General features: G+C 72.9%; 18 protein-coding genes. 13 read left to right on the top strand and 5 right to left on the bottom strand.

Translation table 11 applies throughout. The features are described 5' to 3' along the window. Window positions 1-133 precede the first annotated feature (133 nt). The 3 genes from ACN267_RS22240 to ACN267_RS22230 all read left to right on the top strand — a co-directional run bounded on the left by ACN267_RS22240 (window position 134) and on the right by ACN267_RS22230 (window position 2504). Entirely contained in the window at window positions 134-439 is a 306-nt protein-coding gene (locus tag ACN267_RS22240) for a type II toxin-antitoxin system VapB family antitoxin (RefSeq protein WP_145917627.1), read from the top strand. 32 nt (window positions 440-471) lie between these two features. Next, window positions 472-1635, top strand: a complete 1164-nt coding sequence (locus tag ACN267_RS22235; protein WP_204958823.1) for an acyl-CoA dehydrogenase family protein — start codon at window positions 472-474, stop codon at window positions 1633-1635. 101 nt (window positions 1636-1736) lie between these two features. After that, window positions 1737-2504, top strand: coding sequence for a DUF4230 domain-containing protein (locus tag ACN267_RS22230; protein WP_204958824.1), 768 nt, complete (start codon window positions 1737-1739; stop codon window positions 2502-2504). Window positions 2505-2627: 123 nt separating this feature from the next. Here ACN267_RS22230 and ACN267_RS22225 read toward each other — a convergent pair whose 3' ends face one another. Then, a complete protein-coding gene (locus tag ACN267_RS22225) occupies window positions 2628-2834 on the bottom strand; it encodes a PspC domain-containing protein (protein WP_204958825.1) in 207 nt (68 codons plus the stop codon). Window positions 2835-3143: 309 nt separating this feature from the next. On the opposite strand from ACN267_RS22225, the gene ACN267_RS22220 reads away from it, so the two are divergent. The 9 genes from ACN267_RS22220 (at window position 3144) to ACN267_RS22180 (ending at window position 15511) form a co-directional block, all read left to right on the top strand. Then, window positions 3144-4514 carry an L-serine ammonia-lyase gene (locus ACN267_RS22220; RefSeq protein WP_421489571.1) on the top strand — a complete coding sequence of 457 codons (1371 nt, stop codon included), beginning with the start codon at window positions 3144-3146 and terminating at the stop codon, window positions 4512-4514. Between the two features lie 59 nt (window positions 4515-4573). Continuing rightward, window positions 4574-5401 (top strand): ABC transporter permease, encoded by an 828-nt coding sequence (locus tag ACN267_RS22215; RefSeq protein ID WP_204958827.1) that lies wholly within the window; start codon window positions 4574-4576, stop codon window positions 5399-5401. Beyond that, window positions 5402-6142 carry an ABC transporter ATP-binding protein gene (locus ACN267_RS22210; protein WP_204958828.1) on the top strand — a complete coding sequence of 247 codons (741 nt, stop codon included), beginning with the start codon at window positions 5402-5404 and terminating at the stop codon, window positions 6140-6142. Beyond that, window positions 6139-8103 (top strand): DUF5941 domain-containing protein, encoded by a 1965-nt coding sequence (locus ACN267_RS22205; protein WP_281900969.1) that lies wholly within the window; start codon window positions 6139-6141, stop codon window positions 8101-8103. The genes ACN267_RS22210 and ACN267_RS22205 overlap by 4 nt, the downstream gene beginning before the upstream one ends. Before the next feature lie 17 nt (window positions 8104-8120). Beyond that, entirely contained in the window at window positions 8121-10295 is a 2175-nt protein-coding gene (locus ACN267_RS22200; RefSeq protein WP_421489570.1) for a bifunctional glycosyltransferase/CDP-glycerol:glycerophosphate glycerophosphotransferase, read from the top strand. 134 nt (window positions 10296-10429) lie between these two features. Continuing rightward, on the top strand, window positions 10430-11734 hold the full coding sequence (locus tag ACN267_RS22195; RefSeq protein ID WP_204958831.1) for an ABC transporter ATP-binding protein: 1305 nt from the start codon (window positions 10430-10432) through the stop codon (window positions 11732-11734). Window positions 11735-11876: 142 nt separating this feature from the next. Continuing rightward, window positions 11877-12344: a DUF4442 domain-containing protein gene (locus ACN267_RS22190; protein ID WP_204958832.1), complete on the top strand. Its 468-nt coding sequence runs from the start codon at window positions 11877-11879 to the stop codon at window positions 12342-12344. A 48-nt stretch (window positions 12345-12392) separates the two neighbouring features. After that, window positions 12393-13142 carry a beta-phosphoglucomutase family hydrolase gene (locus ACN267_RS22185; RefSeq protein WP_421489569.1) on the top strand — a complete coding sequence of 250 codons (750 nt, stop codon included), beginning with the start codon at window positions 12393-12395 and terminating at the stop codon, window positions 13140-13142. Next, on the top strand, window positions 13139-15511 hold the full coding sequence (locus tag ACN267_RS22180) for a glycoside hydrolase family 65 protein (protein ID WP_204958834.1): 2373 nt from the start codon (window positions 13139-13141) through the stop codon (window positions 15509-15511). Before ACN267_RS22185 ends, ACN267_RS22180 begins: the two co-directional genes overlap by 4 nt. A gap of 56 nt (window positions 15512-15567) precedes the next feature. On the opposite strand, the gene ACN267_RS22175 is transcribed toward ACN267_RS22180, so the two are convergent. The 3 genes from ACN267_RS22175 to ACN267_RS22165 form a co-directional block, all read right to left on the bottom strand. Then, a complete protein-coding gene (locus ACN267_RS22175) occupies window positions 15568-15747 on the bottom strand; it encodes a hypothetical protein (RefSeq protein ID WP_204958835.1) in 180 nt (59 codons plus the stop codon). A gap of 96 nt (window positions 15748-15843) precedes the next feature. After that, complete coding sequence (locus ACN267_RS22170) at window positions 15844-16191, bottom strand: thioredoxin family protein (protein ID WP_281900958.1); 348 nt, start codon at window positions 16189-16191, stop codon at window positions 15844-15846. Next, window positions 16161-16553, bottom strand: a complete 393-nt coding sequence (locus tag ACN267_RS22165) for a MerR family transcriptional regulator (RefSeq protein ID WP_204958836.1) — start codon at window positions 16551-16553, stop codon at window positions 16161-16163. Before ACN267_RS22165 ends, ACN267_RS22170 begins: the two co-directional genes overlap by 31 nt. A gap of 125 nt (window positions 16554-16678) precedes the next feature. On the opposite strand from ACN267_RS22165, the gene ACN267_RS22160 reads away from it, so the two are divergent. Then, on the top strand, window positions 16679-17335 hold the full coding sequence (locus tag ACN267_RS22160) for a dienelactone hydrolase family protein (protein ID WP_204958837.1): 657 nt from the start codon (window positions 16679-16681) through the stop codon (window positions 17333-17335). 118 nt (window positions 17336-17453) lie between these two features. On the opposite strand, the gene ACN267_RS22155 is transcribed toward ACN267_RS22160, so the two are convergent. Further along, complete coding sequence (locus tag ACN267_RS22155; protein ID WP_421489568.1) at window positions 17454-18620, bottom strand: AI-2E family transporter; 1167 nt, start codon at window positions 18618-18620, stop codon at window positions 17454-17456. Window positions 18621-18872: the final 252 nt, after the last annotated feature.

Below are 18872 nucleotides of genomic sequence, written 5' to 3'. Positions count from 1 at the left end.
ACAACGGGGAGCGGAACGCCGTGTGGCGGGGACGGATAGGCTGGCACCGTGATCGGTGCCGCACGGTGCGGCAGCTCGGCGTGACCCGGCACCACGCCGAGGGTCGGCCCGACCACGGGGAGGGGAGCGTGCCGTGATCTTCAAGGCGGTCCGGGACGGGCGTCCCTATCCGGAGCACAACCTGACGTTGAAGCAGTGGGCGGAGATCCCGCCCCGCCCGTTGCGGTTGGACCAGCTCATCACGACCAAGCGCGAGTTGGCGCTGGACAAGCTCCTCGCCGAGGACTCCACCTTCTACGGCGACCTGTTTCCGCACGTGGTGCAGTGGAACGGTGGCCTCTATCTGGAGGACGGCCTGCACCGGGCGTTGCGCGCGGCGTTGCAGCAGCGCAACCAGATCCACGCCCGGGTGCTGGTCTACAACGGCCAGCCCGAGTGACGCCCGCCTGAGCAGTCGTTAAGGTGGCGGCCATGGGCACCCCGCTGGACCTGCTGGACGTGGACGCCTCGCTCAGCGAGGAGGAACGTCAGATCCGGGCCGTCGTCCGCCGGCTCGTCGACGACCGGGTCCGCCCGCACGTCGCCGGCTGGTACGAGGACGGCGACGTCCCGGCCCGCGACCTGGCCCGCGAGTTCGGCCGCCTCGGCCTGCTCGGCATGCACCTGACCGGGTACGGCTGCGCCGGCGCCTCGATGGTCGCGTACGGGTTGGCCTGCCTGGAGCTGGAGGCCGGCGACTCCGGCGTCCGCTCCCTGGTGTCGGTGCAGGGTTCGCTGGCCATGTACGCCGTCTGGCGCTTCGGCGACGAGGAGCACAAGCAGCGCTGGCTGCCCGCGATGGCCGCCGGCGAGGCGATCGGCTGCTTCGGCCTGACCGAGCCCGACCACGGCTCCGACCCGGCCTCGATGACCACCCGGGCCCGCCGCGACGGCGACGACTGGATCCTCGACGGCGCGAAGATGTGGATCACCAATGCGCCGGTCGCCGACGTCGGGGTGATCTGGGCGCGCACCGACGAGGGGGTGCGGGGTTTCCTCGTACCGATGGACACCCCCGGGGTGACGGCGCGCGAGATCCGCCGCAAGATGTCGCTGCGGGCCTCGGTGACCGGCGAGATCGCCCTCGACGGGGTGCGGCTGCCGGCGGACGCCCTGCTGCCCGGCGCGGTCGGGCTCAAGGCGCCGCTGAGCTGCCTGACCGAGGCCCGGCAGGGCATCGTCTGGGGCGCGCTCGGCGCGGCCCGGGACTGTCTGGAGACGGCGCTGTCGTACGCCGGCACCCGGACCCAGTTCGGTCGGCCGCTGGCCGGCTTCCAGCTCACCCAGGCCAAGCTCGCCGACATGGCGGTGGAGTGGAACAAGGGCCTGCTGCTCGCCCTGCACCTGGGCCGGCTGGCCGACGCGGGCACGCTGCGACCGGACCAGGTCAGCGTGGGCAAGCTGAACAACGTGCGGGAGGCGCTGGCGATCGCCCGGCAGTGCCGGACGATCCTCGGCGCGAACGGGGTCTCCGGCGAGTACCCGGTGATGCGGCACGCCAACAACCTGGAGAGCGTGCTCACCTACGAGGGCACCTCCGAGATCCACCAGCTGGTCGTCGGGCAGCGGCTCACCGGCTTGTCCGCCTTCGGCTGACGTCCTCCCGTCACCCGTTCGGGTCGCTCGCCGCGCGCGCGTCGTACGGTGGCCGTACCGTCATCGACAGAAGCACGTGTCTGACGAGGACGGTGAGGGCGATGGCCCGCGACGGTGAAACCCCCCAGAGTGAGTTCCCCGGCTACCCGACCGCCGACACACTGCGCACCCGGTCGGGCGACCCGGTCGACCCCGACACCCCACCGGCCGACCCGCCCCGCACCGGTGGCGGCCCGGCCCGGGGCCTGCTCTGGGTGCTCGGCGCGGCGGCGTTGGTCGTGGTGGTGCTGCTCGGCACACAGGTGACCGGGATCTTCCCGGAGTTCCGCAACCCGTTCGCCAAGGAACAGACCGACCGCAGCCAGCCGCCGCTGCTCAAGTCGATCCAGGATCTGAGCCGTTACGTGGCGGCCGAGGGCAACTTCCAGGTCGTGGTCGACCTCCAGAACGACCGCGACAACGTGCCGGAGTTCCTGCTCAACCAGCGGACGCTGTTCGTCGGGGCGGGCAGCGTCGAGGCGTACGTCGACTTCGGCAAGATCGGCGAGGGCGCGGTGGTGCCGTCCGCCGACGGCAAGTCCGTCGAAATCAAGCTGCCCGCGCCGCAGCTCGGCGAGACCAACCTCGACATGGACAAGAGCTACGTCTTCGCCGAGGAGCGCGGCCTGTTCAACCGGATCGGTGACCTGGTCAAGGGCGACCCCAACCGGCAGCAGCAGGTCTACCGGATGGCCGAGGAGCGGATCACCGCGGCGGCCCGGGACAGCGGCCTGGCCAAGCGCGCCGAGGAGAACACCCGCAAGATGCTGGAGGGCCTGCTCCGCTCGCTCGGCTACGAGAAGATCACCATCACCTATACGGCCCCCTGACCCGAAGCGGGTTCGACCGCGGTCTTCGTGATCAAGAGGTTTGCGTCAGCGTTGATCTCCAAGTTGACGCAAACCTCTTGATCACCGGGCGCGATCCTGCCGGGCGCGACCGCGCCGGGGCGGTCAGTGGCTGGTGGTGGCGTAGCGGTCCTCGTTGGGCATCAGGATCCACAGCACCAGGTAGATGATCACCTGCGTGCCGGGCAGCAGCAGCGACAGCAGGAACAGCAGCCGGACCAGGGTGGCCGAGGTGTTGAACCGGCGGGCCAGGCCGGCACAGACACCGGCGAGCATGCGCCCCTCGCGGGGTCGGACCAGTTTGCGACTCATCGTCGTACTCCCACTCTGCGGCGATCCGCCGCGCTGCGTTCCACGGTAGGAAGGGGCGGCCACCGTGCCCTCCGTCCCGAGGGTGATCCGGTGACCCGGTACCCGTAGGTGGTTACCCGAGTCGACCCCGGCCGACGCCTGCCGACGCGACGACGGGGTGCGGACGACGGGGTGCGGTGGGCCGGGGCGGGTAGGCTCGCCGATCGACACCGCCCCACCCCGGGCGGGATCAGCAGGTCACCGGGGACCCCGGCGGCCACGGACCCGGCCGGACCCGGCACCACCGGGCGGCGGCGAGGAAGCGCAGCGATGATCAGTGTCTTCGACCTCTTCAGTGTCGGCATCGGCCCGTCCAGCTCCCACACGGTGGGCCCGATGCGGGCCGGGCGCACCTTCGTCGCCGGGCTGAAGGCCGACGGGCTGCTGCACACCGTCACCCGGGTCGGGGCCGAACTGTTCGGCTCGCTGGGCGCGACCGGCCACGGCCACGGCAGCGACCGGGCGGTGCTGCTCGGGTTGGCCGGCGAGAGCCCGGAGACGGTGGACACCGACAGCGTCGGCCCCCGGGTCGCCGAGATCCGCGCCCGTCGCCGGCTCGCCCTGCTCGGCAGCCAGGAGATCGACTTCGAACCGGACCGGGACCTGGTGCTGCACCGCCGCCGGTCGCTGCCGTACCACCCGAACGGGATGGTCTTCTCGGCCTGGGACGCGGCGGGCGCACAGCTGCGCACCCGGACGTACTACTCGGTCGGTGGCGGGTTCGTGGTGGACGAGGCGGCGGCCGGGGCGGACCGGATCACCGCCGACACCACCGCCGTGCGGCACCCCTTCTCGACCGGTGCCGAACTACTCGACGTCACCGCCGGCACCGGCCTGTCGATCAGCGGGGTGATGCTCGCCAACGAGCTGTCCTGGCGCAGCGAGGCGGACGTGCGGGCCGGGCTGCTGGACATCTGGCGGGTGATGCGGGAGTGCGTGGCCCGGGGCGGCACCCGCGACGGCGTACTGCCGGGCGGGTTGCGGGTCCGGCGGCGCGCCGCCGAGTTGCGCCGCAGCCTGGAGGCCGACGCGGGCGCGACCGACCCGCTGCGCGTGATGGACTGGGTGACCCTGTTCGCGCTCGCGGTCAACGAGGAGAACGCCGCCGGTGGCCGGGTGGTGACCGCCCCGACGAACGGTGCGGCCGGGATCATCCCGGCGGTGCTGCACTACTACACCCGGTTCGTGCCCGACGCCTCCGACGAGGGGGTGGTGCGGTTCCTGCTGGCCGCCGGGGCGATCGGGGTGCTGTTCAAGGAGAACGCCTCGATCTCCGGGGCCGAGGTGGGCTGCCAGGGCGAGGTCGGGTCGGCGTGCTCGATGGCCGCCGCCGGGCTGGCCGAGGCGCTCGGCGGCACCCCCGAGCAGGTGGAGAACGCCGCCGAGATCGGCATGGAGCACAACCTCGGGTTGACCTGCGACCCGGTCGGGGGGCTGGTGCAGATCCCCTGCATCGAACGCAACGCGGTGGCTAGCATCAAGGCGATCACGGCGGCCCGGCTCGCGCTGCGCGGCGACGGGGTGCACCACGTCTCGCTCGACAAGGTCATCAAGACCATGCGCGAGACCGGGGCGGACATGAAGGTCAAGTACAAGGAGACGGCACGCGGCGGCCTGGCCGTCAACGTGATCGAGTGCTGAGGGGCGTTCGTTCACCGGCTGCTAACCTGTCGTCCGTTGTTGTCAGGCGGGAGGCGACGGTGACCGCAGGCGTCACGGCGTTGTGGTCGCACCGCAACTCGCTGCGCATCCTGGTCAGACGCGACCTCGCGGTGAAGTACCAGCAATCCGTGCTCGGTTACCTCTGGTCGCTGATCGAGCCGCTGGGGATGGGCGCGATCTACTTCTTCGTCTTCGGGGTGCTCTATTCCGGGCCGACCAACAGGCACCTCGGCGAGGCCGCCGGGTCGTACCCGCTGTTTCTGGTCACCGGCATCTTCGCCTGGATGTGGACCAGCTCGGCGCTGAGCGAGGCGACCAACGCGCTGACCGGGCAGTCCCGCCTGATCACCACCATGAACGTGCCCCGGCAGGTCTTCCCGATCGGCCGGGTCACCGGCCGGTTCGCCGAGTACGTCGCCGGCCTGCCGATCCTGCTGGCCGTCGCCGTCGTCTACGCCGCCAACGGCCGGATCGAGCTGGGCTGGTCGCTGCTGAGTTTGCCGCTGGCCGTCGCCGTGCAGGGCACCCTGCTGATCGGGCTGGCCCTGCTGCTGTCCGCGGCGAACGTGCTGATGCGCGACGTGGAACGGCTCATGCGGCTGGTCATCCGGGTGCTGTTCTACGCCACCCCGATCATCTACCCGCTCAGCCTGGTCCGGGAGTCGGGCATGCCGGGCTGGGTGAAGGTGGCGTACGAGCTGAACCCGCTGGTCGGCATCTTCCAGCTCCAGCACGCCATCTGGTACCCGGACGAGTTCCCCGACGCCCGGCTGCTGACCACCACGATCGCCGGCAGCCTGCTGGTGCTGGCGGCCGGCTGGTGGGCGTTCCGCCGGCTCGAACCGGCCGTGCTGAAGGAACTGTAGGTGCCGCCGATCATCGAGGCGCAGGGTCTCGGCATCCGCTTCGTCCGCAACCGGCGTCGGCAGCTGCGGCTGCGGGAGCTGTTCATCCACCGGGGCGGCCGGGCCGCCTCCGGCCAGTTCTGGCCGCTGCGGGACGTCTCGTTCACCGTCGCGCCGGGTGACACGCTGGGCGTGATCGGGCGCAACGGCACCGGCAAGAGCACCCTGCTGCGGCTGATCGCCGGGGTGCTCATCCCCGACGAGGGGCGGATCACCGTCTCCGGTGACGTCGCGCCGCTGCTGGAACTGTCGGCCGGCTTCTCCAACGACCTGACCGGCCGGGAGAACCTCTACCTGGTCGGCGGGCTGCACGGGCTCTCCACCGGCTACCTGCGGCGGCACTTCGACGACATCGTCGGGTTCGCCGGTGAGCAGGTGGAACGGGCCATCGACACCTCGGTACGGCACTACTCGTCGGGGATGAAGGTGCGGCTCGGGTTCGCGATCATCTCGCACCTGCCGCACCCGATCCTGCTGATGGACGAGGTGACCGCGGTGGGCGACGCGGAGTTCCGCCAGAAGTGTTACTCGACGATCGACCGACTGCTCGCGGAGGGGCGCACCTTGGTGCTGGTGTCACACAACGAGAAGGACCTGACCCGGTTCTGCCGTCGGGGGCTCTATCTCGACGGCGGGCGGCTGACCGTGGACGGGACGGTCGCCGAGGCGCTCGACGCGTACCACGCCGCGGTGCCGCGATGACCGTGGCGATCGTGCTCGCCGCCGGTGCGTCGGCCGCGGGCCTGCCCACCGGCACGGGTGAACCGCTTGCCGACCGGCTCGCCGGGCAGTTGCACCGGGCCGGGGCACAGCGGGTGCACACCGTCGCCGACCTGCAGGCGCTTGCCGCCCTGGTGGACACCGTCACCGGCCCGGTCCTGGTCACCGGGGGCGACCTGGTCGCGCACACGGCCGTACTGCGGCACCTGGCGACCAGCCCGGTCGGCCCGACGGTGGCCCTGGTGCTCACCGACCCGCCGGCCGCCGGCGCGACGCTGGTGCGCGAGGAGCGCGGGCAGGTGGTCGACGCCGGCCCGGAGCTGCCCGACGCCACCGGCGTCTTCGGCGGCGCGCTGCGGGTCGGCGCGGACGACCTGCCGGCGCTGGCCGCCGCCGCCCGCTCGGCGGCCGTCGCCCCGGCGTCAGGCGTCGCCGTGGACCGGCTGTTCGCCGCGCTGGCCGACCTCGGCACCCTGACCTTCGCCCACCGGGTACGCCTGCTGGTGGCGCACCGGGTCGCCGATCCGGTCGGGCTGGCCGCCGCCGAGACGGCCCTGGCCGGGGTGGACGAGGACCGGGCGCAGCTGCGGCTGTCGGTGAAGGAACGCGACGACTTCTTCACCACCTACTTCGTCAGCACCTGGTCGCCGTACGTGACGAAGGCGTGTGCCCGGCTGGGCCTGACGCCGACCGGGGTCACCATGATCTCGGTGCTGTTCGCGGTGGTCGCGGCGGTGCTCTTCGGCGTCGGTGGCCGGCCCGCCCTGGTGGCCGGCGCGGTCCTGCTCTACCTGGGGTTCGTGCTGGACTGCGTGGACGGGCAGTTGGCCCGCTACACCAGGCACTTCAGCGCCTGGGGCGGCTGGCTGGACACGATGGCCGACCGGGCGAAGGAGTACCTGGTCTACGCCGGGTTGGGCTACGGCGCGACGCACGCCGGGTTCCGCTACGGCTGGGCGCTGGCCATCGCGGCGATGACCCTGCAGACCGTCAGGCACATGACCGACGCCTGGTACGGGGTGCTGCACGACGAGGCGGCCCGGCGTCCCCGCCCGGCCGGCCCGGCGGCCGGGGGGATCGGCGGGAAGCTGAACGCCGCGTCGACCCGGGTGCAGGCGGACACCGGCTCGGTGTCGTACTGGTTGAAGCGCACGGTGGTCTTCCCGATCGGTGAGCGGTGGGCGTTGATCGCGGTCACCGCCGCGCTGTTCGGGCCACTGGTCAGCCTGGTCTCGGTGCTGGTGTGGGGGGTGCTGGCGTTCGGTTACACGGGCGCGTTGCGGACCCTGCGGGCGCGTTGGATGTGGGTGCCGGTGCTGGACACCGTCGACGCGACGCTGCACCGCGACGATGGTCCGCTGGCGGCCCGGCTGCCGGTGGTCCGGCCGATGGGCCCGTTGACCCTGGCGGTGCTCGGGGCGCTCGGGCCGGCGGTGCTGCTGGTGCTGGGGCTGCTGCGGGTGGCCGGTGACGGCGACCCGGGCGGCCTGCGCTGGTGGCTGCCGGTGGCGTTGGTGGTGCTGCTGGTCGCCGGGCTGGGTGCGGGCGCGGCGCACAACGGGCCGCTGGACTGGCTGGTGCCGGCGGCGCTGCGGGCCGGGGAGTACCTGTTCGCCGCCGTGGTCGGGGTGATCGGCGGGGTGCCGGCCTGGCTGGTCTTCGGGTACGTCTTCGTGCTGACCGTGCACCACTACGACCTGACCGCCCGGTTGGAGAAGCGGCAGGCGGCGCCACCGTTGCACCCCTGGACGCTGGGCTGGGAGGGGCGTTCGGTGCTGCTGGCGGTGGCGGCGATCGCCGGATTTGCCGCCCCTGCCATGGCTACAATCGGTACGTACCTTCTGGTGGTTTTCGTGGCGAGTGTCGTGCTGGCCTGGGTGGTCCTGCCGGCCCGCGCGGGCCGGGCGGCGGCCGTACCCGTGCGGGGTGCCTCGCCGGGCTGACGACGGGGGCGGGGCGGATGACGCTGATCAGCTTCGTCGTACCGGCCTTCCGGGTGCAGGGCTACCTGCGCGAGTGCCTGGACTCGCTGCTCGGGCAGCCGTACCGGGACATCGAGGTGATCGGGGTCGACGACGGGTCCCCGGACGCCTGCGGCGACATCCTCGACGAGTACGCCGCCCGTGACCCCCGGGTCCGCGCGGTACGCCTGCCGCGCAACGTCGGGCTCGGTCCGGCCCGCAACGCCGGGCTGGACCGGGCCACCGGCGAGTACGTCTGGTTCCTCGACGGCGACGACCGGCTCGCCCCCGACTGCCTGACCGAGGTCGCCGACCGGCTCACCGCCACCCGCCCCGACGTGCTGCTGGTCGACCACGTCCGGGTGCACTGGGACGAGAGCGCCACCCGCAGCGCCCTGCCGGAGGTCTTCGGCGACCCGCCGGGCGCGGCGACGTTCCGGCTGGCGGAGCGGCCCGAGACGCTGCGCCTGCTGCACACCGCCTGGAACCGGCTGGTCCGCCGGGAGTTCCTGACCGGCCTCGGGCTGCGCTTCGCCCCCGGCTGGTACGAGGACGTCGCGTTCAGCTACCCGGTGCTGCTGGCCGCCGGGCGGATCGGCGTGCTCGACCGGGTCTGCGTGCACTACCGGCAGCGTCGGGCGGGCGCGATCACCCGGACCCTCGACGACCGGCACTTCGAGGTCTTCGACCAGTGGCACCGGGTGTTCGCCTTCCTCGACGACCGGCCCGAGCTGGCGGGCCTGCGCCCGGCGGTGTTCGAGCGGATGATCTGGCACTACCTCACCGTGCTCGGCAACGGCGACCGGATCGCCCCCGCGCTGCGGCAGGCGTTCTTCCGGCGGATCACCGCCGACCACCGGCGCTTCCGCCCGCCCGGCGGCTACCCGGTGCCGGACGGCGGGGACGGGCTCAAGCACCGGCTGGTCGCCGCCGGCCGGTGGCACACCTTCAGCGCGTTGCGCGCCGTCAACCAGGCCCGGGAGACCGCGCGGGTGACCGGCCGGCGGGTCCGGCCGGTGGCCCGGCGGACCGCCCGGCTGACCCGGGACGCCCTGCTGCACGAGTACTACCGGGCCGAGCTGCGCCGGCCGATCGACCCGACGCTCGCCGTCTACGCCGCCTACTGGTACCGGGGCTACGCCTGCAACCCGGCGGCGGTGCACGCCGCCGCCCGCCGGCTCGCCCCGCAGGTACGGGGGGTGTGGATCGTGCGCCGGGACCGGGTCGACACCCTGCCGCCCGGCACCGAGTACGTCGTGGCCGGCACCCGCGACGCCCAGCGGGTGCTGGCGCGGGCCCGCTGGCTGGTCAACAACGTCAACTTCCCGGACTTCGTGCGCAAGCGTCCCGGCCAGGTGCACGTGCAGACCCACCACGGCACCCCGGTCAAGGTGATGGGCCTGGACCAGCAGCGGTACCCGCTCGGCGCGGTCGGAATGGACTTCGCCGGGCTGCTGCGGCGGGTGGACCGGTGGGACTACAGCATCACCTCCAACGCGTTCTCCACCCAGATGTGGGACCGCGCCTACCCGGCGGACTACGTCCGGCTGGAGGTGGGCTACCCGCGCAACGACCGGCTGGTCACCGCCACCGCCGAGGAGGTGCGCGCGGTCCGGGCCGGGCTCGGGATCGCCCCGGACGAGCGGGTGGTGCTCTACGCGCCGACCCACCGCGAGCACCTGCCCGGCTACCGGCCGCCGTTCGACCCGTACCGGCTGCTGGAGGTGCTCGGGCCGGCCGGTCGGTTGCTGGTGCGCAGCCACTACTTCCACGACCGGGAGGGCCGGGTCCGGCGGCGGGCCGGGGGGCGGGTGGTCGACGTCAGTGACGTCGGCACCGTCGAGGACCTCTACCTGGCCGCCGACGTGCTGGTCACCGACTACTCGTCGGCGATGTTCGACTACGCGGTGCTGGACCGGCCGATCGTGATCTACGCGCCGGACCGGGACGCCTACCGGCTGGCCCGGGGGGTGTACTTCGACGTGACCGCCGAGCCGCCGGGCGCGGTCGCGCTGACCTTCGACGAACTCCGGGAGGTCTTCCGTTCCGGCGCGGAGGCTGCTCCACCGGCCGAGCGGGCCCGGCGGGCGTTCCGGGAACGGTTCTGCGGCTGGGACGACGGACACGCGGCGGAACGGGTGGTCCGGCGGGTGTTCCTCGGTGAACCGGGGTGAGGATCCGGGCGGATCGCCGTACTGGCCCGTAATAGGGCTGTCATCAGCCGAACATGGCACGTTTACCCGATGTGCTAACCCGATGATGCTCGTCACAGTCAACCCGGGGTTCGGCCAAGCTGGGGGAGGAGACGGTGACCACCGTCGCGCTGAAGGACGTCACAAAGGTATTCCCGGACGGGACGATCGCCGTCGACAACGTCAGTCTCGACGTCGTCGACGGGGAGTTCATGGTGCTACTGGGCCCGTCCGGCTGCGGGAAGTCGACCGTGTTGCGGATGATCGCGGGCCTGGCCGAGCCGACCACCGGCGCGGTGATGCTCGACGGCGAGGTCGCCAACGACCTGCCGCCGCGTGACCGGAAGATCGCCATGGTCTTCCAGGACTTCGCGCTCTATCCGCACATGTCCGTCGGCGACAACATCGGCTTCCCGCTGAAGCTGTCCGGGGTCGAGCCGGTGCCCCGGGGCGAGCGGGTGCAGGACGTGGCGAGCGCGCTCGGCATCGGCGACGTGCTCGGCCGCAAACCGAGCCAGCTCTCCGGCGGCCAGCGGCAGCGGGTCGCGATGGGCCGGGCGATCGTCCGCCGGCCGGGGCTGTTCCTGATGGACGAGCCGCTGTCCAACCTGGACAGCGGCCTGCGGGCCGAGCTGCGCGCCGAGATCTCCGCGCTGACCCGCGAGCTGGGCGTCACCACCATCTACGTCACCCACGACCAGGCCGAGGCGCTGACCATGGCCGACCGGGTGGCCATCATGCGCAAGGGCGTGCTCCAGGACGTCGGCACCCCCACCCAGGTGTACGGCCGCCCGGCGACCCTCTACGTCGCGGCGTTCCTCGGCAGCCCCCGGATGAACCTGCTGGAGGCGTCGGTCTACGTCCACCTCGACCGGTACGTCACGCTGACTCTCGGCGACCAGGCGCTCTACCTGCCGTGGGACGACATCCGCAGCCGGGCGGTGGCGCACTACCACGGCGAGCGGATCGTGGTCGGGATGCGGGCCGAGGCGCTCACCCCGGTCGCCCCGGACACCCCCGGTGACGTGCTCCAGGGCCGGGTGCGTTACCTGGAGCACCACGGGCACGAGTCGCTTGCCTTCCTCGACATCGGCGCCACCGCCATCATGGTCGACGAGATGAGCGCCCCCGCCGACGACGCCGCCCCCGGCCAGCGCGGGCTGCGCCGCTTCGGCCAGGTCATGTCCCGGCTCACCGGGCGGGCCACCGACCCGGAGGAGGTCGACCGGACGCCCGGCGGCAACCGCACCAGCGTGCTGAACGACCCGGGCCGGCACCACCGCCGCCCGGCCGAGCTGGCGGTCCGGCTGGCCCCGTACCCGGCGATCGCGGCGGGACACCCGATGGCGGTCGCGGTCCGGATGGACGCCCTGCACTTCTTCGACGAGCGCGGCGACCGCATCGACGTCGGCTGGCGCTGACGGGCCGCCGCGTGCACGGTGTGGTCGCGCCATGCAGCCGGGTCCGCTGGAACGGCGGTGTCCGCAGGTCCACCTGACGCAATGTCGGCGACAATCGCGCACGGTATTGGCGGGGTATTTACCCGCGGGTAACGTCAGGGTCATGACCGTTGACTCCCGCGAGGTGGCGGCCGGGGTGCTCCGGGCCGTCCCGTTCGCCCGCACGCTCGGCTTCGAGTTCGTCGAGGTCGCGCCCGAGGCCGAGGGTGGGGTCCGGGCCGTCGTCCGGCTGCCCGACTCGCCGGCCACCCACAACCACGTCGGCGGTCCGCACGCCGGCGCCCTGTTCACCCTCGGCGAGACCGCCTCCGGCGCGGTGGTGATGGCGGCGTTCGGGCAGATGCTCGACCGGGCCACGCCGCTGGCCGTACGGGCCGACATCGCGTACCGGCGGGTGGCGATGGGGGAGGTGCGGGCCACCGCGCGGCTCGGTCGTCCCCCGGCCGAGGTGCTCGCCGAACTGGACGCCGGGCAGCGCCCGGAGTTCCCGGTCGCGGTGGAGATCGGCACCCCCGACGGCACCGTCACCGCCACCATGACCGTCCAGTGGACGCTGCGCCCGAACCGCTGACCCGCGTGGCGGGGTTTGCCCGGTGGGGGTGCTGGATAGATTCGTAGCGTGCTGGGCCTACCTGCTCATGTGACCGCCTGCCTCTTCGACCTCGACGGCGTGCTGACGCCGACCGCCACGGTGCACAACGCCGCCTGGAAACAAACCTTCGACGAGCTGTTGCGCCGGCACGCCGAGGCCGACGGCGAACCGTTCCGGCCGTTCGACCCCGGCCCGGACTACCACCGTTACGTCGACGGGAAGCCGCGCGCCGACGGGGTGCGGTCCTTCCTCGCCTCCCGGGGCATCACCCTGCCCGAGGGCAGCCCCGACGACCCGCCCGACGCGGAGACCGTCAACGGGGTCGGCAACCGCAAGAACGTCGTCCTGCTGGACCGGATCCACCACGACGGCGTGCAGGCGTACCCCGGGTCGGTGGCCTACCTGAAGGCGGCCGAACAGGCCGGGCTGCGCCGCGCGGTGGTCTCGGCCAGCGCCAACTGCCGCGACGTGGTCGCCGCCGCCGGCCTGGAACCGCTGCTGGAGGTACGGGTCGACGGGCTGGTCGCCCGCGCCGAGGGGCTGCGCGGCAAACCGCACCCGGACACCTTCCTCGCCGCCGCCGAGCTGCTCGGGGTGGCCCCCGCCGAGGCCGCCGTGTTCGAGGACGCGCTGGCCGGGGTGGCCGCCGGCCGGGCCGGCGGCTTCGGCCACGTGATCGGCGTGGACCGGGTCGGCCAGGCCGACGAGCTGCGCGCCCACGGGGCCGACGTGGTGGTCACCGACCTCGCCGAGCTGCTGGGCGGGCCCACCGCATGATCCGGGAACGCGCCTACCCGGTCGAGCCGTGGCACATCCGGGAGACCCGCCTCGACATGGACGTGCTGGCCCAGTCCGAGTCGGTGTTCGCACTGTCCAACGGTCACATCGGGCTGCGCGGCAACCTCGACGAGGGCGAACCGCACGGCCTGCCCGGCACCTACCTCAACTCGTTCTACGAGCTGCGTCCGCTGCCGTACGCGGAGGCCGGGTTCGGCTTCCCCGAGTCGGGGCAGACCATCGTCAACGTCACCAACGGCAAGCTGATCCGGCTGCTCGTCGACGACGAACCGCTCGACCTGCGCTACGGCGAGCTGCTCAGCCACGAACGGGTCCTCGACCTGCGGGCCGGCACCCTGCAGCGGGAGATGCACTGGCGCTCACCCGCCGGCCGGGAGGTGAAGGTCCGCAGCACCCGGCTGGTCTCCTTCACCCAACGGTCGGTCGCCGCGATCCACTACGAGGTGGAGGCGGTCAGCGGCCCACTGCGGCTGATCCTCCAGTCCGAGCTGGTCGCCAACGAGAACCTGCCGGCACAGAGCCGCGACCCCCGGGTCGCCGCCGTGCTGGAGTCGCCGTTGCAGGCCGAGGAGGAGCTGACCACGGGCGACGGCGGCCTGCTCATCCACCGCACCAAGGTCAGCGGGCTGCGGGTGGCCGCCGGGATGGGCCACGACGTGGAGGCCCCGGGCAAGACCACCCTGGAGTCCGAGGGGTACGAGGACTGGGTCCGGACCACCATCGGCTGCGTGCTCCAGCCCGGCGAGACGCTCCGCGTGGTCAAGTACCTGTCGTATGGCTGGTCCAGCCGGCGTTCCCTGCCGGCGCTGCGCGACCAGGTCGGCGCGGCGCTGGCCGCCGCCCGGCTGGCCGGCTGGGACGGGCTGCACCGGGAGCAGCGCAGCTACCTCGACGGATTCTGGGACGCCGCCGACGTCCGGGTCGAGGGCGACCCGGAGGTGCAGCAGGCCGTCAGGTTCGGACTGTTCCACGTGCTCCAGGCCGGGGCGCGGGCCGAACGGCGGCCGATCTCCGCCAAGGGACTGACCGGTCCCGGCTACGACGGACACGCGTTCTGGGACACCGAGATGTTCGTGCTGCCGGTGTTGACGTACACCCAGCCGGGCGCGGTCCGTGACGCCCTGTACTGGCGGCACGCCACCCTGGAGCAGGCCCGCGAACGGGCCCGGACGTTGAACCTGGCCGGCGCGGCTTTCCCGTGGCGCACCATCGAGGGGCCGGAGTCGTCGGCGTACTGGCCGGCCGGCACCGCCGCGTTCCACATCGCCGCCGACATCGCCGACGCGCTGCGCCGCTACGTCCTGGTCACCGGCGACGAGCAGCTGGAACGGGACATCGGCCTGGAACTGCTGGTGGAGACGGCCCGGCTGTGGCGTTCCCTGGGCCACCACGACCGGTACGGCCGGTTCCACCTCGACGGGGTGACCGGCCCCGACGAGTACACCGCCGTCAAGAACGACAACATCTACACCAACCTGATGGCGCAGCGGAACCTGCTCACCGCCGCCGACTGCGCGATGCGCCTGCGCGACGAGGCCCTCGACCTCGGGGTCTCCGAGGAGGAGGCGGCCGAGTGGCGCGACGCCGCCACCGCCATGCACATCCCGTACGACGAGGACCTCGACGTGCACGAGCAGGTGGAGGGGTTCACCCGGCTCCAGGAGTGGGACTTCGCGCACACCCCGCCCGAAAAATACCCGCTGCTGCTGCACTACCCGTACTTCGACCTGTACCGCAAGCAGGTGGTCAAGCAGGCCGACCTGGTGCTGGCCATGCACTGGCGGGGCGACGCGTTCACCGAGGCGCAGAAGCTGCGCAACTTCCTCTACTACGAGCGGCGTACCGTACGGGACTCGTCCCTGTCGGCGTGCACCCAGGCGGTGCTCGCCGCCGAGGTGGGCCACCCCGAGCTGGCCCACAGCTACCTGCGGGAAGCCGCGCTGATGGATCTGCACGACCTCAACGAGAACACCCGCGACGGCGTACACATGGCGTCGCTGGCGGGGGCCTGGATCGCGCTGGTGGCCGGGTTCGGCGGGCTGCGCGACCACGACGGCGAGCTGTCGTTCGCCCCCCGGCTGTCCAGCCGGTTGAGCCGGTTGGAGTTCTCGTTGCAGTGGCGGGGGATGCGGCTGCGGGTGGACGTCCGGCCGCACCAGACGACGTACTCGCTGCGCAACGGCGGCCCGGACACGGTGATGGAGCTGCGGCACCACGGTGAGACCGTCCGGGTGACCTCCGCCGCCCCGGTGACCGTGCCGGTGCCGCAGCGCCACGAGAGCGGCCCGGCGCCGGAGCAGCCGCCCGGCCGGGCCCCGCTGCTGCGCCTGCCCGAATCCCCCGGCTGAGGGGTCGCCGTCGCGGTCGCGACGGCGACCCTGCGCCCGTAGCTGACCGGCAGGGGTCAGAACTGGGGACCGTCGGAGGGCCGGCCACCGGCGTCACGCGGGGCCACCGCCCGCGGGTCCTCCGGGGTACGCGCCTGCGCCGCCTCGTCCGCCCAGTCGGGCTCGTGCCCGGCGTCCGGTTCGGGGCGGTCCTGTTCGATGGTCCGGGTCTGCTGACGTGCCTTCCGCTTGGCCATGGCGAACCTCGTGATCCGTGCGGGGCGCGGCTGCGCCGGTGTGCCGCGCGTCTTCCCGCCGGAAACCCCCGCAAACCGCCGCCGGGGGCGGGCCGGTCAGGTGTCGAGGTGGCGGGCGAAGGCGAGGCGCAGGTGGTTCTTGGGGCGGGCGCCGACGATCGAGCCGGCCACCTGCCCACCGACGAGGACCAGCATGGTGGGCAGCGACATCACCCCGTACGCCCTGGTGGTTTCGGGGTTCGCGTCGGTGTCCAGGGTGACCACCCGCAGCCGGTCGCCGAACTCCTCGGCCAGCTCGGCGAGGTGCCGTGAGGTGCCCACGCAGGGCGGGCACCAGTCGGCCCAGAAGTCGACCACCACCGGCCGGTCGGCGGCCAGCACCGTGTCGGCGAAGGTGGCGTCGGTGACGGCGGTCAACCGGTGCGCTGCCGTGTCCTGAGGCATGTTTCCTCCCGTTGTGCAATGGCCTGGGTGAGCTGGTCGTGCAGCTGGCTGCGGACCGCGCCGAGCCGGTCGAGGTAGGCGTCCACCTCGGCCAGCTTGCGGCGCAGCACCGCCACCGAGTCGGGGCAGACGTCCCCGGAGGCGTGGCCGGCCCGCAGGCAGGCCACGAAGGGTCGGATGTCGTCGAGGCCGAAACCGACCGCCAGCAGCGCCCGGATCTCGTGCACCACCCGCAGTTCGGCCTCGTCGTACACCCGGTAGCCGTTGGCCGAGCGGCGCGGCCGGACCAACCCGTGCGTCTCGTAGTACCGCAGCGTGCGGGTGCTCGTGCCGGCCCGTTGCGCCAGCTCGCCGATCAGCATCCCGACCTCCTCGCCGCAGTTCCCGGCGTCACGCTAGACCTTGCCGCCGGTGTCAAGGCAACGGGTGAGAGCGGCCCCCGGGCGGGTAACCGCCACCGGCCGGCGAGTGGGAAGGGGCAACCACCATGGGGGTACGTGCCGAGGCCACGGTGGCGCTGGGGGAGGTCAGGCTGCCGGCGGACGTCGACGGGCCGGACGACGCGACGGGGGTGGTGCTCTTCGCCCACGGCAGCGGCAGTTCCCGGCACAGCCCGCGCAACGTGGCGGTGGCCCGGGTGCTCCAGCGTCGCCGGCTGGTGACCGTGCTGGTGGACCTGCTCACCGCCGAGGAGGACGCGGTCGACGCCCGGACCGCGCAGTGGCGCTTCGACATCGACCTGCTGGCCGACCGGCTCACCGGCACCCTCGACTGGCTCGCCGCCGAACCCACGCTGGGCCGGCTGCCGGTCGGCCTGTTCGGGGCGAGCACCGGGGCCGCCGCCGCCCTGGTGGCCGCCGCGGCCCGCCCGCAGCGGGTCGCCGCCGTGGTGTCCCGGGGCGGCCGGCCGGATCTGGCCGGCCCCGCCCTGTCCGGGGTACGCGCGGCGACGCTGCTGCTGGTCGGTGGCCTCGACGATCAGGTGATCACGGTGAACGAGCAGGCCGCCGCGGTGCTCGCCGCCCCGCACGAGGTGCGTGTGGTGCCCGGTGCCGGTCACCTGTTCGAGGAGCCCGGCACGCTCGACCAGGTGGCCGACGCCGCCGCCGACTGGTTCACCCGGCACCTCCCCGTCCCGGCCTGACCGGGTCGGCAGGGCGACGCGCAAGGGATGGGATGTTGCGGTATCCGAGCGCTCAGACCCCGCAACATCGCCCCCTTGCGACGGTCTCGGCGGACGGGCGGACGGGGCGGGGCGGGCCTCAGGCTGGGGCGGCGGGGGGTTCGTCGCGGCGGTGGTGCGGGCGGTCGGCCGGCGGGGTCGGGGCGACCTGCTCCCGGTGCCGTTGGACGGTGTCGACCACCCGGTAGGCGACCGCCGCGATCGGCACCGAGACGAAGGCGCCGGCGATGCCGGCGATCAGCGTGCCCGCCGTGACCACCACCAGGATCACCGCCGGGTGCAACTGCACCTGCCGCTTCATGATCAACGGCTCCAGCAGGTTGCCCTCGACCTGCTGGACGGCGATCACCGCCGCCAGCACCAGCAGCGCCGTGGTCGGCCCGTTCGCGGCCAACGCCACCAGGACGGCGACCGCGCCGGCCACCGTCGCCCCGATGATCGGCACGAACCCGCCGAGGAAGGTGATCAGGGCCAGCGGCAGTGCCAACGGCACCCCGAGCAGCACCAGCGCCAGCCCGATCCCGATCGCGTCGATGGCCGCGATGATCATCGTGCCCCGGCTGTACGAGCCGAGGGTGCGCCAGCCGACCCGGCCCGCCTCGGCGGCCACCGTCCGGTTCGGCCCGGTCATCCGGCGCAGCACCCAGTGCCACATCGACCGGCCGTCCTTGAGCAGGAAGAACAGCAGCACCAGGGCGAGCAGGGCGGAGCCGAGCGCCTCGGCCGCCGTACGGGCCCCGCCGACCGGGTCGGGGGCGCTGCCGCCCAGCCCGTCGCGGACCTGCCCGATCAGCTTGTCGAGTTGGGCATCGCTGACCGGCAGGGTCTCGGTGACGAAGTCGCGGGAGCGTTGCAGGCCCTCGTCGAGCTGCTGGCTCAGCTCACCGAACTGGGCGGCCGTCAGGTTCCACACCAGCACCCCCACCCCGACCAGCACCCCGAGCAGCAGCAGGACGCTCAGCAACGCGGCGAGCGCGGCCGGCACCCGCAGCCGGCGCAGGATCAGCAGCACCGGGTCGAGCAGTGCGGTGAGGAATAGGGTGACCGCCACCGCGATCGCCAGCGGCGCGAGCAGCACCGCCACCTGGCCCAGCAGGTAGCAGCCGAACACCACGACCACCAGGCAGGCGCTCCACACCACAGCCGTGCGGACCAGCCAGGGCAACGCCCCCCAGGCCTGCCGCGGGCTGGGGCGGGCACCCGCAGCCGTCACCTCGGGCGTACGCCCGGCACCGTCCTCGGCCACGTCGGTTCCTCCTCGGTCTCGGCGGGGTCGATACCCGTCCGGGTCGACCGCGACACCCGGTGGCTCAACGCCGTCCCGGCCACCGGGTTCCGTTCAGGACGGTCGTTCCCGGACGGTGCCGCCGGCGGGACGACGCCCCGGCCCGCCCACTGCTGCCGTGCCGTGCGGTGCCGCGGTGGTCCGGCAGTGTCATGTCAAAGGCTGATCACCTCTGGTAACCATCGAGGACTCTCGCTACTATCCGCATTCGGG

Origin of the sequence: Micromonospora sp. WMMD734 (assembly GCF_049178975.1) — a bacterium.
Taxonomy (GTDB): Bacteria; Actinomycetota; Actinomycetes; order Mycobacteriales; family Micromonosporaceae; genus Micromonospora; species Micromonospora wenchangensis.
This window is presented reverse-complemented; position numbering and strand designations above follow the sequence as displayed.

What these genes read in the sequence shown, in the direction of transcription:
- ACN267_RS22235 (WP_204958823.1), top strand. Translation starts at nt 472, where the DNA reads ATGGGCACCCCGCTGGACCTGCTGGACGTGGACGCCTCGCTCAGCGAG.
- ACN267_RS22230 (WP_204958824.1), top strand. Translation starts at nt 1,737, where the DNA reads ATGGCCCGCGACGGTGAAACCCCCCAGAGTGAGTTCCCCGGCTACCCG.
- ACN267_RS22225 (WP_204958825.1), bottom strand. Translation starts at nt 2,834, where the DNA reads ATGAGTCGCAAACTGGTCCGACCCCGCGAGGGGCGCATGCTCGCCGGT.
- ACN267_RS22220 (WP_421489571.1), top strand. Translation starts at nt 3,144, where the DNA reads ATGATCAGTGTCTTCGACCTCTTCAGTGTCGGCATCGGCCCGTCCAGC.
- ACN267_RS22205 (WP_281900969.1), top strand. Translation starts at nt 6,139, where the DNA reads ATGACCGTGGCGATCGTGCTCGCCGCCGGTGCGTCGGCCGCGGGCCTG.
- ACN267_RS22200 (WP_421489570.1), top strand. Translation starts at nt 8,121, where the DNA reads ATGACGCTGATCAGCTTCGTCGTACCGGCCTTCCGGGTGCAGGGCTAC.
- ACN267_RS22190 (WP_204958832.1), top strand. Translation starts at nt 11,877, where the DNA reads ATGACCGTTGACTCCCGCGAGGTGGCGGCCGGGGTGCTCCGGGCCGTC.
- ACN267_RS22180 (WP_204958834.1), top strand. Translation starts at nt 13,139, where the DNA reads ATGATCCGGGAACGCGCCTACCCGGTCGAGCCGTGGCACATCCGGGAG.
- ACN267_RS22175 (WP_204958835.1), bottom strand. Translation starts at nt 15,747, where the DNA reads ATGGCCAAGCGGAAGGCACGTCAGCAGACCCGGACCATCGAACAGGAC.
- ACN267_RS22170 (WP_281900958.1), bottom strand. Translation starts at nt 16,191, where the DNA reads ATGCCTCAGGACACGGCAGCGCACCGGTTGACCGCCGTCACCGACGCC.
- ACN267_RS22165 (WP_204958836.1), bottom strand. Translation starts at nt 16,553, where the DNA reads ATGCTGATCGGCGAGCTGGCGCAACGGGCCGGCACGAGCACCCGCACG.
- ACN267_RS22160 (WP_204958837.1), top strand. Translation starts at nt 16,679, where the DNA reads ATGGGGGTACGTGCCGAGGCCACGGTGGCGCTGGGGGAGGTCAGGCTG.